At 36.2% G+C, this 17,000-nt stretch carries 17 protein-coding genes and 1 other annotated feature; of the genes, 14 read left to right on the top strand and 3 right to left on the bottom strand.

The window, feature by feature from the left end; genetic code table 11:
* The first annotated feature begins 69 nt into the window (after positions 1-69).
* The 8 genes from rlmD to KW2_RS11095 all read left to right on the top strand — a co-directional run bounded on the left by rlmD (position 70) and on the right by KW2_RS11095 (position 8,464).
* On the top strand, positions 70-1,611 hold the full coding sequence (gene rlmD / locus KW2_RS11130; RefSeq protein ID WP_011677233.1) for a 23S rRNA (uracil(1939)-C(5))-methyltransferase RlmD: 1,542 nt from the start codon (positions 70-72) through the stop codon (positions 1,609-1,611).
* A gap of 92 nt (positions 1,612-1,703) precedes the next feature.
* On the top strand, positions 1,704-2,411 hold the full coding sequence (locus KW2_RS11125; protein WP_021037987.1) for a B3/B4 domain-containing protein: 708 nt from the start codon (positions 1,704-1,706) through the stop codon (positions 2,409-2,411).
* A gap of 200 nt (positions 2,412-2,611) precedes the next feature.
* The gene (locus tag KW2_RS11120; protein WP_021037986.1) at positions 2,612-3,133 is read left to right on the top strand and encodes a GNAT family N-acetyltransferase; all 522 of its coding nucleotides are present in this window, start codon (positions 2,612-2,614) and stop codon (positions 3,131-3,133) included.
* Complete coding sequence (locus KW2_RS11115; RefSeq protein ID WP_011677230.1) at positions 3,126-3,470, top strand: MmcQ/YjbR family DNA-binding protein; 345 nt, start codon at positions 3,126-3,128, stop codon at positions 3,468-3,470. Before KW2_RS11120 ends, KW2_RS11115 begins: the two co-directional genes overlap by 8 nt.
* A 72-nt stretch (positions 3,471-3,542) precedes the next feature.
* Positions 3,543-3,791 carry a DUF1912 family protein gene (locus KW2_RS11110; RefSeq protein ID WP_003132639.1) on the top strand — a complete coding sequence of 83 codons (249 nt, stop codon included), beginning with the start codon at positions 3,543-3,545 and terminating at the stop codon, positions 3,789-3,791.
* Positions 3,792-4,267: 476 nt separating this feature from the next.
* On the top strand, positions 4,268-4,924 hold the full coding sequence (locus KW2_RS11105) for a FusB/FusC family EF-G-binding protein (RefSeq protein WP_021037985.1): 657 nt from the start codon (positions 4,268-4,270) through the stop codon (positions 4,922-4,924).
* Between the two features lie 48 nt (positions 4,925-4,972).
* Positions 4,973-5,237: a binding site (T-box leader), on the top strand.
* 54 nt (positions 5,238-5,291) lie between these two features.
* Positions 5,292-5,786, top strand: a complete 495-nt coding sequence (locus tag KW2_RS11100; protein ID WP_021037984.1) for a hypothetical protein — start codon at positions 5,292-5,294, stop codon at positions 5,784-5,786.
* Positions 5,787-5,821: 35 nt separating this feature from the next.
* Positions 5,822-8,464, top strand: coding sequence for a valine--tRNA ligase (locus tag KW2_RS11095; RefSeq protein ID WP_021037983.1), 2,643 nt, complete (start codon positions 5,822-5,824; stop codon positions 8,462-8,464).
* 42 nt (positions 8,465-8,506) lie between these two features.
* Here KW2_RS11095 and KW2_RS11090 read toward each other — a convergent pair whose 3' ends face one another.
* Both KW2_RS11090 and KW2_RS11085 read right to left on the bottom strand, forming a co-directional pair.
* Positions 8,507-8,839: a hypothetical protein gene (locus KW2_RS11090; RefSeq protein ID WP_021037982.1), complete on the bottom strand. Its 333-nt coding sequence runs from the start codon at positions 8,837-8,839 to the stop codon at positions 8,507-8,509.
* A 113-nt stretch (positions 8,840-8,952) separates the two neighbouring features.
* Entirely contained in the window at positions 8,953-9,231 is a 279-nt protein-coding gene (locus KW2_RS11085) for a winged helix-turn-helix transcriptional regulator (protein WP_010906356.1), read from the bottom strand.
* A gap of 227 nt (positions 9,232-9,458) precedes the next feature.
* Here KW2_RS11085 and KW2_RS11080 point away from each other — a divergent pair, with 227 nt between their 5' ends.
* From KW2_RS11080 to KW2_RS11070, 3 genes are all read left to right on the top strand, one after another.
* Positions 9,459-10,304, top strand: a complete 846-nt coding sequence (locus KW2_RS11080) for an NAD(P)H-binding protein (protein ID WP_021037981.1) — start codon at positions 9,459-9,461, stop codon at positions 10,302-10,304.
* Positions 10,305-10,373: 69 nt separating this feature from the next.
* On the top strand, positions 10,374-11,177 hold the full coding sequence (locus KW2_RS11075; RefSeq protein ID WP_021037980.1) for a helix-turn-helix domain-containing protein: 804 nt from the start codon (positions 10,374-10,376) through the stop codon (positions 11,175-11,177).
* 45 nt (positions 11,178-11,222) lie between these two features.
* Positions 11,223-11,963: an SDR family NAD(P)-dependent oxidoreductase gene (locus KW2_RS11070; RefSeq protein ID WP_021037979.1), complete on the top strand. Its 741-nt coding sequence runs from the start codon at positions 11,223-11,225 to the stop codon at positions 11,961-11,963.
* A gap of 33 nt (positions 11,964-11,996) precedes the next feature.
* Here KW2_RS11070 and KW2_RS11065 read toward each other — a convergent pair whose 3' ends face one another.
* The gene (locus tag KW2_RS11065) at positions 11,997-12,503 is read right to left on the bottom strand and encodes a YkgJ family cysteine cluster protein (protein WP_041168751.1); all 507 of its coding nucleotides are present in this window, start codon (positions 12,501-12,503) and stop codon (positions 11,997-11,999) included.
* 343 nt (positions 12,504-12,846) lie between these two features.
* Here KW2_RS11065 and KW2_RS11060 point away from each other — a divergent pair, with 343 nt between their 5' ends.
* The 3 genes from KW2_RS11060 (at position 12,847) to KW2_RS11050 (ending at position 16,908) form a co-directional block, all read left to right on the top strand.
* Entirely contained in the window at positions 12,847-14,193 is a 1,347-nt protein-coding gene (locus KW2_RS11060; RefSeq protein ID WP_010906353.1) for a glucose-6-phosphate isomerase, read from the top strand.
* Between the two features lie 187 nt (positions 14,194-14,380).
* Positions 14,381-15,607, top strand: a complete 1,227-nt coding sequence (gene lmrP, locus KW2_RS11055) for a multidrug efflux MFS transporter LmrP (protein WP_021037977.1) — start codon at positions 14,381-14,383, stop codon at positions 15,605-15,607.
* 83 nt (positions 15,608-15,690) lie between these two features.
* Positions 15,691-16,908, top strand: coding sequence for an MDR family MFS transporter (locus KW2_RS11050; RefSeq protein ID WP_021037976.1), 1,218 nt, complete (start codon positions 15,691-15,693; stop codon positions 16,906-16,908).
* Positions 16,909-17,000 lie beyond the last annotated feature (92 nt).

The following is a 17,000-nucleotide window of genomic DNA, read 5'->3' as shown; positions in this document are numbered from 1 at the left end:
ATTGCTGATTTTTTATAATGGATTGAAAATGGTCATTAATTGACGAACTAGAGGGAAAATAATTAACGAATGATAAATTTAAAAATAGGACAGAAACTTCAACTCGAAATCGAGCGAATGGGGATAAATGGTGAAGGGATTGGTGTCATTTCAGGACGACTTGTCTTTATTCCTTATGCGCTTCCTGGTGAAGAAGTGTTAGTTGAAATTACTGAAAATGCTAGAAATTTCAGTCGCGCAAAATTGGTTAAGATTATTGAAAAATCACCAAATCGTGTGAAACCGCAGGATAGAGCTTATCATGAAATGAGTCAATCTCACATCATGCATCTTTCTTATCCAATGCAATTGGAATTCAAACGGGATGTTATGCGTCAAGCTTTGGAAAAATACAAACCAGCAGGATGGCGTAATTATGAATTGCGCGCGACTTTGGGAATGGAAAATACGCTTGGATATCGTAACAAGCTCCAGTTCCAAGTACGTCGTTTGAATGATGGAACGGTAATTGCTGGACTTTATCAAGAAGGAACACATCACTTGGTAAACCTAGATAACTGTTTGGTTCAAGATCCGAAAACCCAAGAGATTATCAATCACATTTGTCGTTTGATTGAAAAATTTGATTTGCCAGTTTATGATGAGCGTAAAATTGGCGGAATTCGTACGGTCATGGTTCGTCGTTCCCAAAAAACAGGCGAAGTACAAATTATTTTTGTGACTTCAACACCAATTATTTTGGACGGTCAAGTTTGGCCTGAATTACGTGAAGAAGCTTCAAAACGTCAAAAAAATTCTTTTGTTAAATTTGACAAAATGTTGTCAGCACTGACAGAAGAATTTGAAGAAATTGTGACGGTTGCGGTCAATTTCCACCCAAGAAAAACCAGTGAAATCTATGGCGAACGCACACAAGTTTTGTTCAATGAAAAAGAAACAATTACCGAAGGGGTCTTGGATTATGAGTTTGAATTAAGTCCTCGTGCTTTCTATCAATTGAATTCTGAGCAAGCAAATGTACTTTATGGTGAAGCAGTTAAGGCTTTGAATCCTAAAAAAGATGACCGTGTCATCGATGCTTACTGTGGTGTTGGGACGATTGGTTTTGCAGTTGCCAAAAAAGTCAAATCGGTTCACGGAATGGATATTACACCAGAATCAATCTTTGATGCGCGTGAAAATGCTAAACGTTTGGGTCTTAAAAACTGCCACTATGAAATTGGTAAAGCTGAACGTATTATTCCAAACTGGAATAAATCTGGTCACCGTGCGACTGCCATGATTGTTGACCCACCACGTACTGGTCTTGATGATGCCTTGCTTGAAACAATTACTAAATTCCCACCGGAAAAAATGGTTTATGTCAGCTGTAACGTATCAACTTTAGCAAAAGATTTAGTCGTTTTGGCCAATTATTACAAAGTAGAATACATTCAATCAGTGGATATGTTCCCACATACAGCGCGGACTGAAGCAGTTGTTAAATTGACAAAACGCGATGAACCTTTGAAAATTGTGAAATTTGAACATTTGGAAGAAGAACGTAAAGCAGAAGCATTTGCTAAAGGTAAAAAACGTGGACGTCGTCCGCAAAAATATGGTAAATACTGAGAAATTTACTGACAGAATGGCTATTTGGCTATAAATTCATTTATTTGAGGAGAAATTTTCGTCAGTAATTTTTAGGAAAAATGAGAGAAAAAATGAAAAAATTTATTGTTGAACCTGAATTTTGGGAACTTTTTCCTGAAACTCAAATCGGAATTGTTTTAGCCAAAAATATTGATAATAGTATGGAATCAAGTACTGAAATCAAAAAAAATCTTGATGAAGCAAATGAAAATGCAGAGCAATTTCTTGGTGCAGCTGTTTTTAGCGAAAATCCTGTAGTCTCTGTTTGGCGCAAAGCTTATCAACAATTTAAAACAAAAAAAGGGGCTAGAAGTTCGATTGAAAATCTACTTAAACGAGTAGATAAAGGAAAAGCTGTAGGTTCCATCAATCCTTTGGTTGATATTTACAATAGTATCAGCTTGAACTATGGGTTGCCTGCTGGTGGTGAAGATATTGATACCTTTGCAGGAAATTTGCGACTGACAAAAGCTGTTGGTGGCGAACATTTTTTGGCTTTAGGTGATGATGAAGCTGATAATGCTTTGCCTGGTGAAATCTGCTATCTTGATGATGAAGGGGCGGTTTGTCGCTCTTGGAACTGGCGAGATGGGCAAAGAACAATGCTGACAGAACACACAAAAAATGCTTTTTTGATTATTGAGTCTGTTGACCCAGAACGTGGGGATGTTTTAGAAGCTGCGACTCAAAAATTAGCCGAATTGAGTGAAAAATATTTAGGTGGAACTGCTCAGGTACTTTTAGTGACTAAGGAAAATCCAGAAATTTCATTAGACTAGTGTTTTATGATATCTAAAGAAGTGAGATTTACTGATTTCTGTCAATAAAATAGGATTGGTTAAGGCGCAATTTACTGACAGATAAGAGATTTAATAGTAAAGTTGATGAATACTGTCAATAAAAAGGGACCGTCAGTAAAATCTGGCGGTTCTGTCATTAGTTATTTTTATGATAAAATAGAAAAAATCCGAGGTTTGATATGATATATATGAGAAAAGCTGGCCCTAAAGATTTGCTTGCAATTATGAAAATTATTGAAGAAGCGAGAGCTTTTTTGGCCGCTTCTGGGAGTGACCAATGGCAAAATGCTTATCCAGCAGTTCTTGATATTGAAGAGGATTTTGCTAAAGAACAGGCTTATGTCTTATTAGTTGATGAAAAAATAGCAGGTTATTGTGCCATTATTACAGGTGAAGAACCGGCTTATAGCCAAATTACTGACGGAACTTGGTCAAATCAAAATCTTGATTATGTCACTATTCATCGAATTGCTCTGTCTAATGAATTTCGTGGACAATCACTGACGAGATATTTATTTTCAAATATTTTTACTTTAATGTTATCTAAAGGATACTCAGATTTTCGCCTAGATACACACCCAGTCAATAAACTGATGCAACATGTTTTTGAACGTGAAGGCTTTGTAAAACGAGGGCTTGTTCAGTTTGAAGGCGAACGTTTTGCTTACCAACTAGAAGTTGGAGGCAGAATAAATGAATAAAAAAGAATTGATTGATTTTTGCTTATCTCTTGGTCCAACTTTTGCGGATACTCCTTTTGCTAAAATGGAGACGGGGCAACCGACAGTGGTGATGCGTCATTTAAAGAATAAAAAATCTTTTGCTTATATTTCGGAGCGAGAAGGACGAGTCAATATCGCCATTAAACAAAAACCAGAAATTTCAATAGAGTTACGAGATTTCTTTGTAGATATCAACCCAGCCTTTCATATGAATAAAACACATTGGAATGATGTATTACTTGGTGGAGATGTCGCTGATGAGCAAGTGTGCAAAATGGTTGAGCAAAGCTATGATTTAATCAAACCCAAAAGATAAAGATACTAATATTTTTAAAAGAAGTGAGTTTACCCTCCTAATCAGTCGAGCTCACATTTTACAGGAGAAAAAATGACTTACGAACAAAATTTTTTGAAAGATTTTCAAGAATGGGTAGACCAACAAGTTCAAATTTCTGAACTTGCCATGAAAGCTGCTGAAAAAATTGCCACAGAAGATGGTAAAAAAGAAGCGAAAGAAGCTGCTATTCGCTATGAAAGTCGTTTAGACGCTTACCAATTTTTGCAAGGAAAATTTGAAAACTACAAAAATGGTAAAGATTTCCATGACGTTCCAGATTTTGGAACAAAAACATTTTAATTAATAATTGAGTTCACCCTCCTTGAAGTGAGTGAAAATGCGATTCGCCTTGCAACTTTAGTTGCTTAGAGCGAATGGACAGCGTAGCCACGTAGTGGCGTAGATAGAGAAAATGGAACCTGTGCCTTGCACAGAACCGCATTTTCCTATCTTCGTTTCACTGCGCTGTCCGTTTTGGCAATGTCGCTAAAGTGTCAGCCAAAAAGGCAATTTTCATAACTTCAAAGCAGTCGGGCTCACATCTTAAGGAGATTCAAATGAATTTTAAGAAGATGGTTGGTAATCAAGTGCGAGTAAGAGCTCTCGCTTAGATTACCGCAAAGTCTTATTTCTTTGCGGATAAGAACAAATTGAGTTCACCCTCCTTGAAGTTGAGTGAAAATAGATAAAACGGGACCTGTGCCTTGCACAGAACCGCATTTTCCTAATTTTCATAACTTCAAAGCAGTCGGGTTCACATCTTAAGGAATAAGAAAATGTTAAAACCATATGAATATAATCGAATTAAATACCTGACATTTGACCTGGTCAATGTCTATCACTCTGTCAATGATAAATCGACTGTTGAAGCAGTCTATGCCCAAGTCGCCACAGAAATTTTGCAAATCGCTGAAAATGCTGACAGTCTTGTCAGTGAAAATAATCTGTCAGTAAAAGTTGCTATTCAAAAATACTTATCAGCCATTGATAATCCTAAATTATCAAGAGAACAAGCTGAAAAATTACTGACAGAACTTAAAACTTTAGTCGAAGCTTTTCATTTACCGAGCGAAGCTCAAATGAAAAAAGCTTTCAAAAAAGTTAAAAAGTTAAAAGTTTCAGCGACAAGTCAATGGGATTTACGTGATGTCACTTACTTTGCTTGGAATGAAGTTTCAAGCGGACGAAAATATCTTTTGACCGCTGATGGTCGTGGATTTTACGGAAGTATCTCTGGCAGTATGAAAAATATCTGTGCCATTTGCCAAAAAACAAGTATTGTCACTCAATTTCTAGCGACAACAAGAAGAGGTGCTGACGGGACCTATACTAAAAATGGCACCTATATTTGCTTAGATTCTGAACAATGTAATCAGCAAATCCAAGCCAAAGAAGGTTTGGAGCACTTTTTAGAAATCATCAAAGAAAAATAAAAATTTTAGAAGCATCTTGTAAAAAAACAAGAATTCTGCTAAAATAAAAACAAGTTGACGAGGAGTAATAAAGCAAGACTTTTAGAGAGGACACGGTTGGTGAAAGTGTTCAGTCAAACTTTATGAAGGTTGCGTCATTTCAAGAAATAATTGCTGACATCTTCGGCTTTGCCTCGAATATCGATTCTCGCTACGCTACTAAAGTAGCTAGTTGAAGTCGTAACCAATCCTGTCAGTAATTATGATATAAAATGAGTGTCTGTCAGTAAATCTGTCAGGAATTTAGGTGGTACCGCGCGTGAGCGTCCTATTTTTAGGAGGCTTGTGGGCGGTATTTTTGATATATGATGTAAAGGGGATGAGGTAAATGAGTTATACAAATTGGGTTTCTTTAATAGTAGGCTTAGTGGCATTAGGAGGAGTAATTTTTGGAGCATTTTATAAGACATGGCAAGATAAAAAAAATATAAAAATGCAGGCACGAATTCAATGGATTCAGGAGGTAAGAAACCATACAGCAGAGTTATTATCACGTGGATATGCTGATAAAAACACAGGCTATTATTTTAAAAAAGAAATTGAGACAGTATGTTTATTTTTTGCTACGAATGAATCTGAAACATCAGCTATACCAAATAGTGATGAATTTGAAATTTGTTTAGAAGAAATAAATAAATTAGAAAAAGAAAATGAAAAGTCTGACAAAAATAAAAATAAACATACATATATTATTCAGCTAGCTCAAAATCTAAAAAAATATTCTGACAATCAGGAGTACCTGGATAAATATTTACCAAAGTTTCGTGAAGTGATAAGTACCTATTTGAAACATGAATGGGATAGAGCTAAGAACGGAAAATAAATTAAAAAATTTGTAAGATATACAAGGAGAAAAACATGACAAACGAACTAACCCCAAAATTCAACCCGACAGAGGTTGAAGCAGGACGCTACGAAAAATGGCTTGAAGCTGATGTTTTCAAACCTTCTGGAAATCCCGATGCAGAGCCTTATAGCATCGTTATTCCACCACCAAATGTGACAGGAAAACTCCACTTGGGTCATGCTTGGGATACAACTTTGCAAGACATCATCATCCGTCAAAAACGGATGCAAGGTTTTGATACGCTTTGGTTGCCAGGAATGGACCATGCGGGGATTGCCACTCAAGCAAAAGTTGCTGCCCGCCTTGCTGAAGATGGTATTTTACCACAAGACCTTGGACGTGAAAAATTCCTTGATAAAGTTTGGGAGTGGAAAGATGAATATGCCACAACAATCAAGGAACAATGGGGTAAAATGGGGATTTCAGTGGATTATTCTCGTGAACGTTTTACTCTTGATGAAGGCCTTTCACAAGCGGTTCGTAAAGTTTTTGTTCAACTTTACAATAAGGGTTGGATTTACCGTGGTGAAAAACTCATCAACTGGGATCCAAAAGCGATGACTGCTTTGTCAGACATTGAAGTCATTCACAAAGAAATTGATGGGGCTTTTTACCACATCACTTACCAAATTGAAGGAAGTGATGAGTTTGTTGAAATCGCCACAACACGTCCAGAAACTTTCCTTGGTGATACAGCTGTTATCGTCAATGAAAAAGATGAACGCTATAAACATTTAGTGGGCAAAAATGTTATCCTCCCAATCATTAATCGTGTCATTCCGATTTTGACAGACGACCATGCTGATATGGAAAAAGGAACTGGGGTTGTAAAAATTACACCTGCTCATGATCCTAATGACTTTGAAGTTGCGATGCGTCATGATTTGCCAATGATTAACATGATGAATAATGACGGAACCATCAATGAAAATGGTGGAAAATATGAAGGACTTGACCGTTTTGAAGCCCGCAAACAAATTGTTGCTGACCTCAAAGAATTGGGTCAATTGCTTGATGTAAAACCAGTCCGTCACGAAGTTGGGCACTCAGAGCGAACAGGAGTGGTTGTTGAACCACGTTTATCAACACAATGGTTTGTCAAAATGGACGAATTAGCTAAGAATGCAATTGCTAATCAAACAACAGAAGATGCAGTAGAATTTTATCCGCCACGTTTCAACGATACTTTCATGCAATGGATGGAAAATGTTCATGATTGGGTTATTTCACGTCAACTTTGGTGGGGACATCAAATTCCAGCTTGGTATAATGAAGCGGGTGAAATGTATGTTGGTGAAGAAGCACCAGAAGGCGAAGGTTGGACACAAGATGAAGATGTGCTTGATACTTGGTTTAGTTCAGCTTTGTGGCCATTTTCAACAATGGGTTGGCCAGATGAAAACTCAGCAGACTTCAAACGTTATTTCCCAACGAGTACCCTTGTAACAGGTTATGATATTATCTTCTTCTGGGTTTCACGCATGATTTTCCAATCTTTAGAATTCACTGGTAAATCACCATTTCACAATGTTTTGATTCATGGTTTGATTCGTGACGAAGAAGGACGTAAAATGTCTAAATCGCTTGGTAACGGAATTGACCCAATGGATGTGATTGAAAAATATGGGGCTGATGCACTCCGTTGGTTCCTATCAAATGGTTCTGCACCAGGACAAGATGTGCGTTTCTCTTATGATAAAATGGATGCCGCTTGGAATTTTATCAATAAAATTTGGAATGTTTCACGTTATATTTTGATGAATGCAGAAGATGTCAGCGCTGATGCTGTCTCTTCGGCTTTGACAAAAGTTGCAAATAAAACTGCTGGTAATGTCACTGACCGTTGGATTTTGACACGTTTGAATGATACTGTTGAGCGCGTGACTGAACAAATGGATAAATTTGAATTTGGTGTCGCTGGTCATATCCTTTACAATTTCATTTGGGATGAGTTTGCAAACTGGTATTTGGAATTAACAAAAGAAGTCATGTTTGGTGAGGATGAAGCTGAAAAAGACATTACACGTGCAGTATTGCTCCATGTTTTAGATCAAGTTTTACGTCTTTTACACCCAATTATGCCTTTCTTCACTGAAGAAATCTTTGAAAAATTACCAAACACTTCTGGCTCAATTGTTGTTGCCGAATATCCAAAAGTACGTCCAGAATTTAATGACGACAAGGCAAGCGAAGGTGTGGCGATGTTAATCGAATTAATTACAGCCGTTCGTAATATTCGTGCTGAGGTTAATACTCCATTGTCTAAGCAAGTGCCAATCTTCATCAAGTCTGAACAAGCTGAATTTTTGAACTCTGTTGCTCCTTATATCACACGTTTTGCTAACCCGTCAGAGCTTGTTATTGCAGAAGAAGTCGTGCTTGATGAGCAAGCGATGACTGCTGTTATCACAGGGGCTGAGCTCTTCTTACCACTCAAAGGTCTGATTAACATCGAAGAAGAAATTGCTCGACTTGAAAAAGAACTTGCCAAATGGCAAAAAGAGTTAGATTTAGTTAATAAAAAATTGGGTAATGAACGTTTTGTTGCGAATGCTAAAGCAGAAGTTGTCCAAAAAGAAAAAGATAAATTAGCTGATTATCAAGAAAAATTCGATACTGTGAAAGCTCGGATTTCAGAATTGAAAGAAAACTAATCATAAATAAAAAAACCAGTATCTCAAAAGATACTGGTTTTTCTATAAAAATATCAAAAAGAATCCAGCGAAGACAAGAAAGCAAATAAGAAAAATAGTCATTCTTTTACTTGCCTTTGTATGAGGATTGATACTTATACCCAACCCAAATTTTCGAGGAATCCAGAAATCTGCTTCTTTACTGACTGTCTGCTCACCATATTTCTGCAAAAAGAAAAGTAGCAGAGCAATGCTCAAACATTCTGAGGCAGCAGAAATTCTGACGAAATTTACAGATAGGATTGAGCAAATAATTGTACTGACAAAAGTTAAAAACACTAAGAAGATACTAAGGATAAGACCAAATTTATAAAATTTAGCATTTTTTATCATCATCAAACCTCCATATTTACTTTTATTATAATTCTTTTTTAGGTAAAGGTGTGCAGAAATTTATAAATAATTAAACAAAAATTACTGACAGAATTTCCTGTCAGTAATTTTTATCTCTAAGCTTTGCTGATTTCTTTTTTATAAAGATTTCCCCAAGCTGCCATCGTATCATGGATTGGTTTGAGGGTTCTTCCAAGTTCTGTCAGCGAATATTCAACACGAGGAGGCACTTCTGCATAGACTTCACGATGAACCAGCCCGCTTTCTTCGAGGGCACGCAAATGTTGGGTCAAAACTTTTTGTGAAATATGTCCAACTGAACGTTGAAGTTCGCCAAAGCGCATGGTTCTCTCTAATAAATCACGGACAATGAGCATTTTCCAACGGTCACCCATCAAAACAAGTGCTGTTTCAACAGGGCAATCGGGAAGTTCAGAAATTTTATTCAATTTTTTATCACCTCATAATCGTTGTTATTATACAATAGTATCCAAAAGGATAGTATCTTACTTTTAAGTGCTTACTTTACACATTGGTAGTACAATGTTATTATACACTTAGGTAGTCAGAAAAGCAAGCTACTTTAAAATATAAAAAATAATAAATAAATGGAGGATTTAACATGAAATATTTAGTAACAGGTGCGACGGGTGGATATGGTACTTATGCTCTTGGATTTTTGAAAGAATTGGTTCCAATTTCTGATATTGCGGTTTTGGCTCGCACAGAAGAAAAAGCAGCTCCACTTAAAGCGGCAGGTTTCGATGTACGTTTGGCTGATTATTCAGATTTAACAGCTTTAGAGCAAGCATTTACAGGAATTGACCGTCTGCTTTTTGTCTCAGGAGCGCCGGGAAATCGTCAAGCTGAGCATCAAAATGTGGTTGATGCAGCCAAAAGTGCTGGAATTTCTCACATTGTTTATACAAGTTTTCCTCAAGCAGAAACTGCGACAAGCGATTTAGCTGCTGATCACATTTATACTGAAAAAGCGATTGAAAAATCAGGGATTTCCCACACATTTTTACGTAATAACTGGTACTTTGAAAATGAAATGCCAATTATTGCTGCAGCTCTTTCAACTGGAAAATTTGTTTACAATGCACCAACAGGTAAAGTGGGCTGGGCTTTGAAACGCGAATACGCAGAAGCTGGGGCAAAAGTACTTGCAGGAGCAGATTTTCCAGAAGTTTTAGAGCTTTCAGGAAAGACACTCACGTACGCAGAACTTGCTCAAGCACTAAAATCAGTATCTGATAAGGATTTTGAAGTTATTGTCGCTGATGATAAGTCTTTTGTCAGTCATTTAGTTGAAACAGGGCTTCCAGATTTTGTAGCCGAACTTTTCCTCGGATTCCAAAAAGACATTGAAGCAAAAGATTTAGACGTGGAATCTAAAGATTTTGAAAAAGCTTTGGGACATTCACTGACAGAGACAACAGAAGCTTTGAAAGAACTTTTGGCTTAATAAAATAAAAGAAAAATTTACTGATAAATCAATTTGTCAGTAAATTTTTTATTCTGCTATAATAAATGCATGAATAAAAAAGCGCTTGGTAAAGGTATTAAGGAAGAAAGAAAAAAATTAGGACTTACTCAAGCAGAATTGGCACAAGGAATTTGCTCACAGGCTCTGCTATCTCATATTGAAGCTGGGGATTATATGCCGGCAGCAGATATTTTTATTGGCATTTATCAAAAATTGGGAATTTCAGAGTTGCAAGCAAATTTGAAAAATTATTTTCCAATGAGTCAAATTGAAAAATTGAGCCAAAAATCTGAAGAATTATGCCGCAAACATCAATACGCTGAATTAAGAGATTTTTTGTTGATAGATTCAACTATAGATGCCATTTCAGAGGATGGGGTGCAAGCCTATTACTATTATTTAGGCGTGTCTCAAGCTCAACTCGGCCAACTTAATGAGGCACAAGAAAACTTGCGCTTAGCTTTAATTGACCAAAAAAAGTTAACGATTATTTCTCGCCTTAGCTGGATGAGTTTAGGGGTGATTTCGGCAGTGAATCATCAAGAAAAACAAGTAGAGGAATATATTGAAGCTGCTTTTCAGGACTTAGAAAAGACCTCCTATGATGAAAATTTGAATGTTCTTTATTATTTGAGAGCAGTAATTTATAAAAAATTGGAAAAAAATAAGTTAGCATTAATGACACTTGAAAAAGGTATCCAATTTATTTCTGAACACAATTCTCATTATATGTTGGCCAACTTTTATTATTTGGCTGCCTTACTTGTTGAAAATGATAAAAGTAGAGCCTATTTTTCTAAAAGCCAACTTTTTACCGAACTTTATAAAGAAAAGGTATTTGACAAAATATAAGGATTCTTATTTTATTTTCTTTCTCAATTTTCCTATACTGAAGCTATGAAAAAGAATATTGTAATTTTAGGTGGCACTTCTGGTGTAGGAAAAGCAATTGCTTTGGGTTTTAGAGATGATGAAGCAAGACTTCTGATTATTGGGCGCAGTAAAGCAAAAGCTCAAAGGGTGAATCATCAGGCTCATGGGAAAATTGATTTTCTTATTGCTGATTTGACTAACAAAAATGAGCAACGAAAGTTGATTCAAGAGATTGGTAAAAAGTTTGACCATATTGATGCATTAATCGATACTTTTGGCGTTTTCCCAAGTTCAGAAGAAATAAATATTCGCACGAATTTACAGGCGCATGCTGAGCTTATCCACCTGTTTGTTCCGCTTTTAGAAAAAAGTGAACAAGCACGTGTTGCTTTGGTAACTGGACATTTTCAAGTGCTTAGACTAGGAATGATTTGTTCTGGACAAAAGAATACGGTAGAGCGTGGAATTTGGGAAATTACTCATAAAACCTTGCTTATGAAATTAGCTTCAAAAGAACTTTTTGAAAAAAATATTATGGTTAATTCGTTTTATCCCGGAGATGTCCAGAGTGATTTGATGTCTTGGACCAAAAATCTGACCAATCATTCTGTTGCCGTTGGTCGAAGGTTAGCTTTAGACGGAAGATATACTGGTGTGACTGGGAAGATGTTTGATGACAAGGGAAATGAAGTGTCATTACCAAAAAAATACAATGCAGAAGTTGCAAGAGAAAAACTAGAAAAATATATAAAAAATACAATTTGATCAATTGATCAAATTGTATTTTTTATGAGCCAATTAATCTAAGCGCTTTTGCAATTTCTCAACAAATTCATAAGCTGCTGGACAGTAGAGTGTATTCTTTATCGTTAAATTGTTGATTTGATAAATCTTTTTACGGTCAGTATGAGGGAATTCACGGCAAGCTTTGGGACGAACTTCGTAAATGCTACAGAGATTGTCAGAGCCAAGAAACTGACAAGGCATCGTTTGAAAAACTTTGTCACCATCTTCGTCAGTTCGGAGATAAGTGGCTTCAAAGTCACTCACTTTCATTCTTAAATGTTTTGCGACGCGTTCAATATCGGCTTCTGTCCAAAGAGGGCCTAAGGTTTTGCAACAATTGGCACATTTAGTACAGTCAATTTCTAAAAAAACCTCTTCATGAACTTCTTTAACCATTTTATCTAATTGTTTTGGTGGTTTTTTGGCAAGTCCAGCTAAAAATTTCTTATGTGTCTTTTGTTTTTGCTGGGCTAGATTTTTATAACGGTCAAGGTCAATTTCAAATGTATATTTCATCATTAATATTTTAGCAAAAAAATACATGAAAGACCGATTTGTCAGTCGTCAAAGAGATTTGACACCCTCAAAAAATCTGCTAATGAACTTATCAGTAAATCTTTTGATGACAATTAATGTTCATTGGGATTTTAAGCCAATTTATTTCAAAAAAAGTCGTTAAAGAGATGTGGAAGTTTCAGAAGTGAAAAGCCAAACAAATAAGCGCTTACATAACCTTTAGTATTGTTAAAAAGCCGAAAAAGTGATAAAATGAACTAGAAAATTCGAAGATAAAACAATGCAAAAGTTGTCGTTCTTCAATAGCTAAATTCTCGTAAAAAGCGAGAAATTGAAAGGAATTAAAATGGCTCATATTAAATTTGACTATTCAAAACTCACTCCATTTGTAGCTGAAAATGAATTAGACGAAATCCAATGGCAAATCGACGGGGCAGCTAAATTGCTCCACGAAGGAAAAGGTGCTGGGAGCGATTATATCGGATGGCTTGACCTTCCTGAAGATTACGACAAAGAAGAATTTGCTCGTATTCAAAAAGCAGCTAAAAAAATTCAATCTGATTCAGAAGTACTTATTGTTATCGGTATCGGTGGTTCATACCTCGGTGCACGTGCTGCAATTGACTTTTTGAGCAACAGCTTTGTTAACTTGCAAACTGCCGAAGAACGTAAAGCACCACGTATTCTTTATGCTGGTAACTCAATTTCTTCATCATACTTGGCTGACCTTGTAGATTATGTTGCGGACAAAGATTTTTCTGTAAATGTAATCTCTAAATCAGGTACAACTACAGAACCAGCGATTGCTTTCCGTGTCTTCGAAGAAATGTTAGTTAAAAAATACGGTCGCGAAGAAGCAAACAAACGTATTTACGCAACAACTGATAAAGAAAAAGGTGCTGTAAAAGTTAATGCTGACGCAAACAACTGGGAAACTTTCGTTGTTCCAGATTCAGTTGGTGGACGTTTCTCAGTATTGACAGCTGTTGGACTTTTGCCAATTGCAGCTTCAGGTGCTGATATCACAGCTTTGATGGAAGGTGCTAACGCTGCGCGTAAAGAATACACTTCTACAAATGTTCATGAAAATGATGCTTACGCCTATGCTGCACTTCGCAATATCCTTTACCGTAAAGGTAAATTCTCAGAAATCTTGATCAATTACGAACCAAGTCTTCAATATTTCTCAGAATGGTGGAAACAATTGGCTGGTGAATCAGAAGGGAAAGACCAAAAAGGAATTTACCCAACTTCAGCTAACTTCTCAACAGACCTTCACTCATTAGGACAATGGATTCAAGAAGGAACACGTACTGTTTTTGAAACAGCAATCCGTATTGAAAAACCACGTAAAAACATCAACATTCCAGAACTTGACGCTGACCTTGATGGACTTGGATACTTGCAAGGTAAAGATGTTGACTTCGTTAACAAAAAAGCAGCTGACGGCGTGCTTCTTGCTCACACTGACGGAAATGTTCCAAACATGATCGTGACATTGCCTGAACAAGACGAATTCACACTTGGCTATGCAATTTACTTCTTTGAACTTGCTATCGGTGTTTCTGGTTACTTGAATGGAATTAACCCATTCAACCAACCAGGTGTTGAAGCTTACAAGAAAAATATGTTCGCTCTTCTTGGTAAACCAGGATTTGAAGAACTCAGCAAAGAATTAAATGACCGCCTTTAATCTTTGATTAAAAGTGTCATAAAAATCACTGACAGATGTCTGTCAGTGATTTTTTGTATATTTTCATAAGTTATATTTTCATTCTCTGTATTTTATTAATAACTTTTAAAAATCCACCTAGTTTTTGTTTATTATTTGTGCTACAATTATAGATAAATTAAAAAAATCGGAAAATTTAAGGAATAATATGAAAGAGTTTTGGAATTTAGACAAAAACTTGCAACTCCGTTTAGGGATTGTGTTTTTAGGTGCCTTTTCATATGGCACCGTTTTTTCTTCAATGACCATTTATTATAATCAATATTTAGGAAGCGCAATTACAGGGATTTTGCTTGCCTTATCTGCGGTAGCAACTTTTGTCGCCGGAATTCTTGCAGGCTTTTTTGCTGACCGAAATGGAAGAAAACCAGTGATGGTTTTTGGAACAATTATTCAACTTTTAGGAGCAGCTTTAGCTATTGCCTCAAACTTACCGGGACATGTGAATCCCTGGTCAACTTTTATTGCTTTTTTGCTGATTAGTTTTGGTTATAATTTTGTGATAACTGCTGGGAATGCCATGATTATTGATGCATCGAATGCTGAAAATCGTAAAGTTGTTTTTATGTTGGACTATTGGGCGCAAAATTTATCGGTTATTTTAGGGGCAGCATTAGGTGCTTGGCTTTTTAGACCAGCTTTTGAAGCACTTTTAGTGATTTTACTTTTAACTGTCTTAGTCTCATTTTTCCTGACTACTTTTGTAATGACAGAAACTTTTATACCCACAGTCAAAGTTGATGAGAAAGCCGAGAATATTTTTCAGGCTTATAAGACAGTACTACAAGATAAAACTTACATGATTTTCATGGGAGCCAATATTGCGACTACTTTTATTATCATGCAATTTGATAATTTTTTACCTGTTCATTTATCGAATAGTTTTAAAACAATCACTTTTTGGGGTTTTGAAATCTATGGACAACGGATGCTCACCATATATTTGATTTTAGCTTGTGTATTAGTTGTCCTATTAATGACGACTCTAAATCGATTGACCAAAGATTGGTCACACCAAAAAGGTTTTATTTGGGGGAGTCTATTTATGGCAATTGGGATGATTTTTTCATTTTTGACAACAACTTTTACACCAATTTTTATTGCAGGTATTGTTTATACTTTGGGTGAGATTGTTTATACCCCAAGTGTTCAAACTTTAGGAGCAGATTTGATGAATCCGGAAAAAATTGGTTCTTATAATGGCGTTGCAGCAATTAAAATGCCAATTGCATCAATTCTTGCAGGTTTACTTGTTTCGATTTCACCAATTATTAAGGCAACAGGAGTTTCTTTGGTCTTAGCATTGACTGAAGTTCTAGCGATTATTTTAGTTCTTGTTGCTGTAAATAGACATCAGAAAACAAAATTAAATTAAATAAATGACTTCTAAAAAAAGAAATTTATCTTGAAAAGGAGTCAAGATAGATTTTTTATTGAAAGAAAACAGAAAGAAAGAAAATGAAAGATTTTTTTGGATTACATCCAACACTTAAAATTCGTTTAATTATGAATTTTTTTGGGACGCTTTGCTTTAGTACAGTGGGTGGCTCAATGACAATCTACTACAATAAATATATGGGTGCAGGAATCACAGGACTACTTTTGGTGATTAGCTCAGTCATGGTCTTCTTGGTTGGACTTTATGCAGGACATTTGTCCGATGTTCAGGGACGAAGACCTGTGATGATTTTCTCAACTGCCATCACTGGATTTGGTGGAGCTTTAGCAACATTCGCAAACTCGCCCTTTTATTTCAATCCTTGGGTAACTTTTTTAGGTTTTCTCATTATTAATTTTGGTTTTGGCTTTTTTAACACCGCAAGTCAAGCGATGATTGTAGATTTAACAACGAGCGCAAATCGGCGAGTCGTTTATAGTATTCAATACTGGATTATCAACTTTGCAATCATGATTGGTTCAGGACTCTCAGGCTGGTTTTTCAGAGATTACTTGGTTTGGCTACTTTTAGCTATTACAATTGAAGAAATATTAAGTTGTCTGGTTGTGATTTTTTGGATTGATGAATCCTTCAATCCAGATACTCAGCAGCACAAGCAAGAATCAAACATTATTAAAGCCTATTTCACAGTCGCTAAAGACCGCATTTTCATGTATTATTTATTTGCTTCCGTCTTTATTGCGATGATTTTTAATCAAATTGATTATTATCTGCCAGTTCACTTGAGTGACAGCTTTAGAACCGCCAGAATTTTTGGCATTGAAGTTTATGGACAACGGATGCTGACAATTTTCCTGATGGTCAATACCTTAGTCATCGTATTGTTTATGGGAAGAGTCAATAAACTAACCAAAAATTGGTCACGAAGTAGCGGAATATCCATTGGGATTATTCTGCAAGGTTTGGGCTTCATGATTGCTTTTCTTGGTCGCGACTTGACTTGGGAACTTGTTGCGGCTTTGGTAGCAACAATTGGTGAAATGATTTTGGTTCCATTTTCACAGGCTCTGCGGGCCGATTTGATGGATGGAGACCAAGTGGGAACTTATACAGGCGCTTTTTCGGTCACACAACCTATCGCTTCGGTCTTGTCAGGAATTCTGGTGTCCCTCTCAAGTCTTTACGGAAATATCGGAATGACAATTTTCATGTTTTTCATTATTGTATTAGGTGTGCTGCCCTCACTACGTGCGATTAGGATGCATGAAAGTCATTAATTATTTGGATAAAGTCAAAAATAAGTTTCAAGAGTTAGAATGAAAGTCTAATTTGAGAAGCTTTTTTTGTTAGTAATAACAAGAAAGAAAAT

The organism is Lactococcus cremoris subsp. cremoris KW2 (genome assembly GCF_000468955.1).
GTDB lineage: Bacteria > Bacillota > Bacilli > Lactobacillales > Streptococcaceae > Lactococcus > Lactococcus cremoris.
This window is presented reverse-complemented; position numbering and strand designations above follow the sequence as displayed.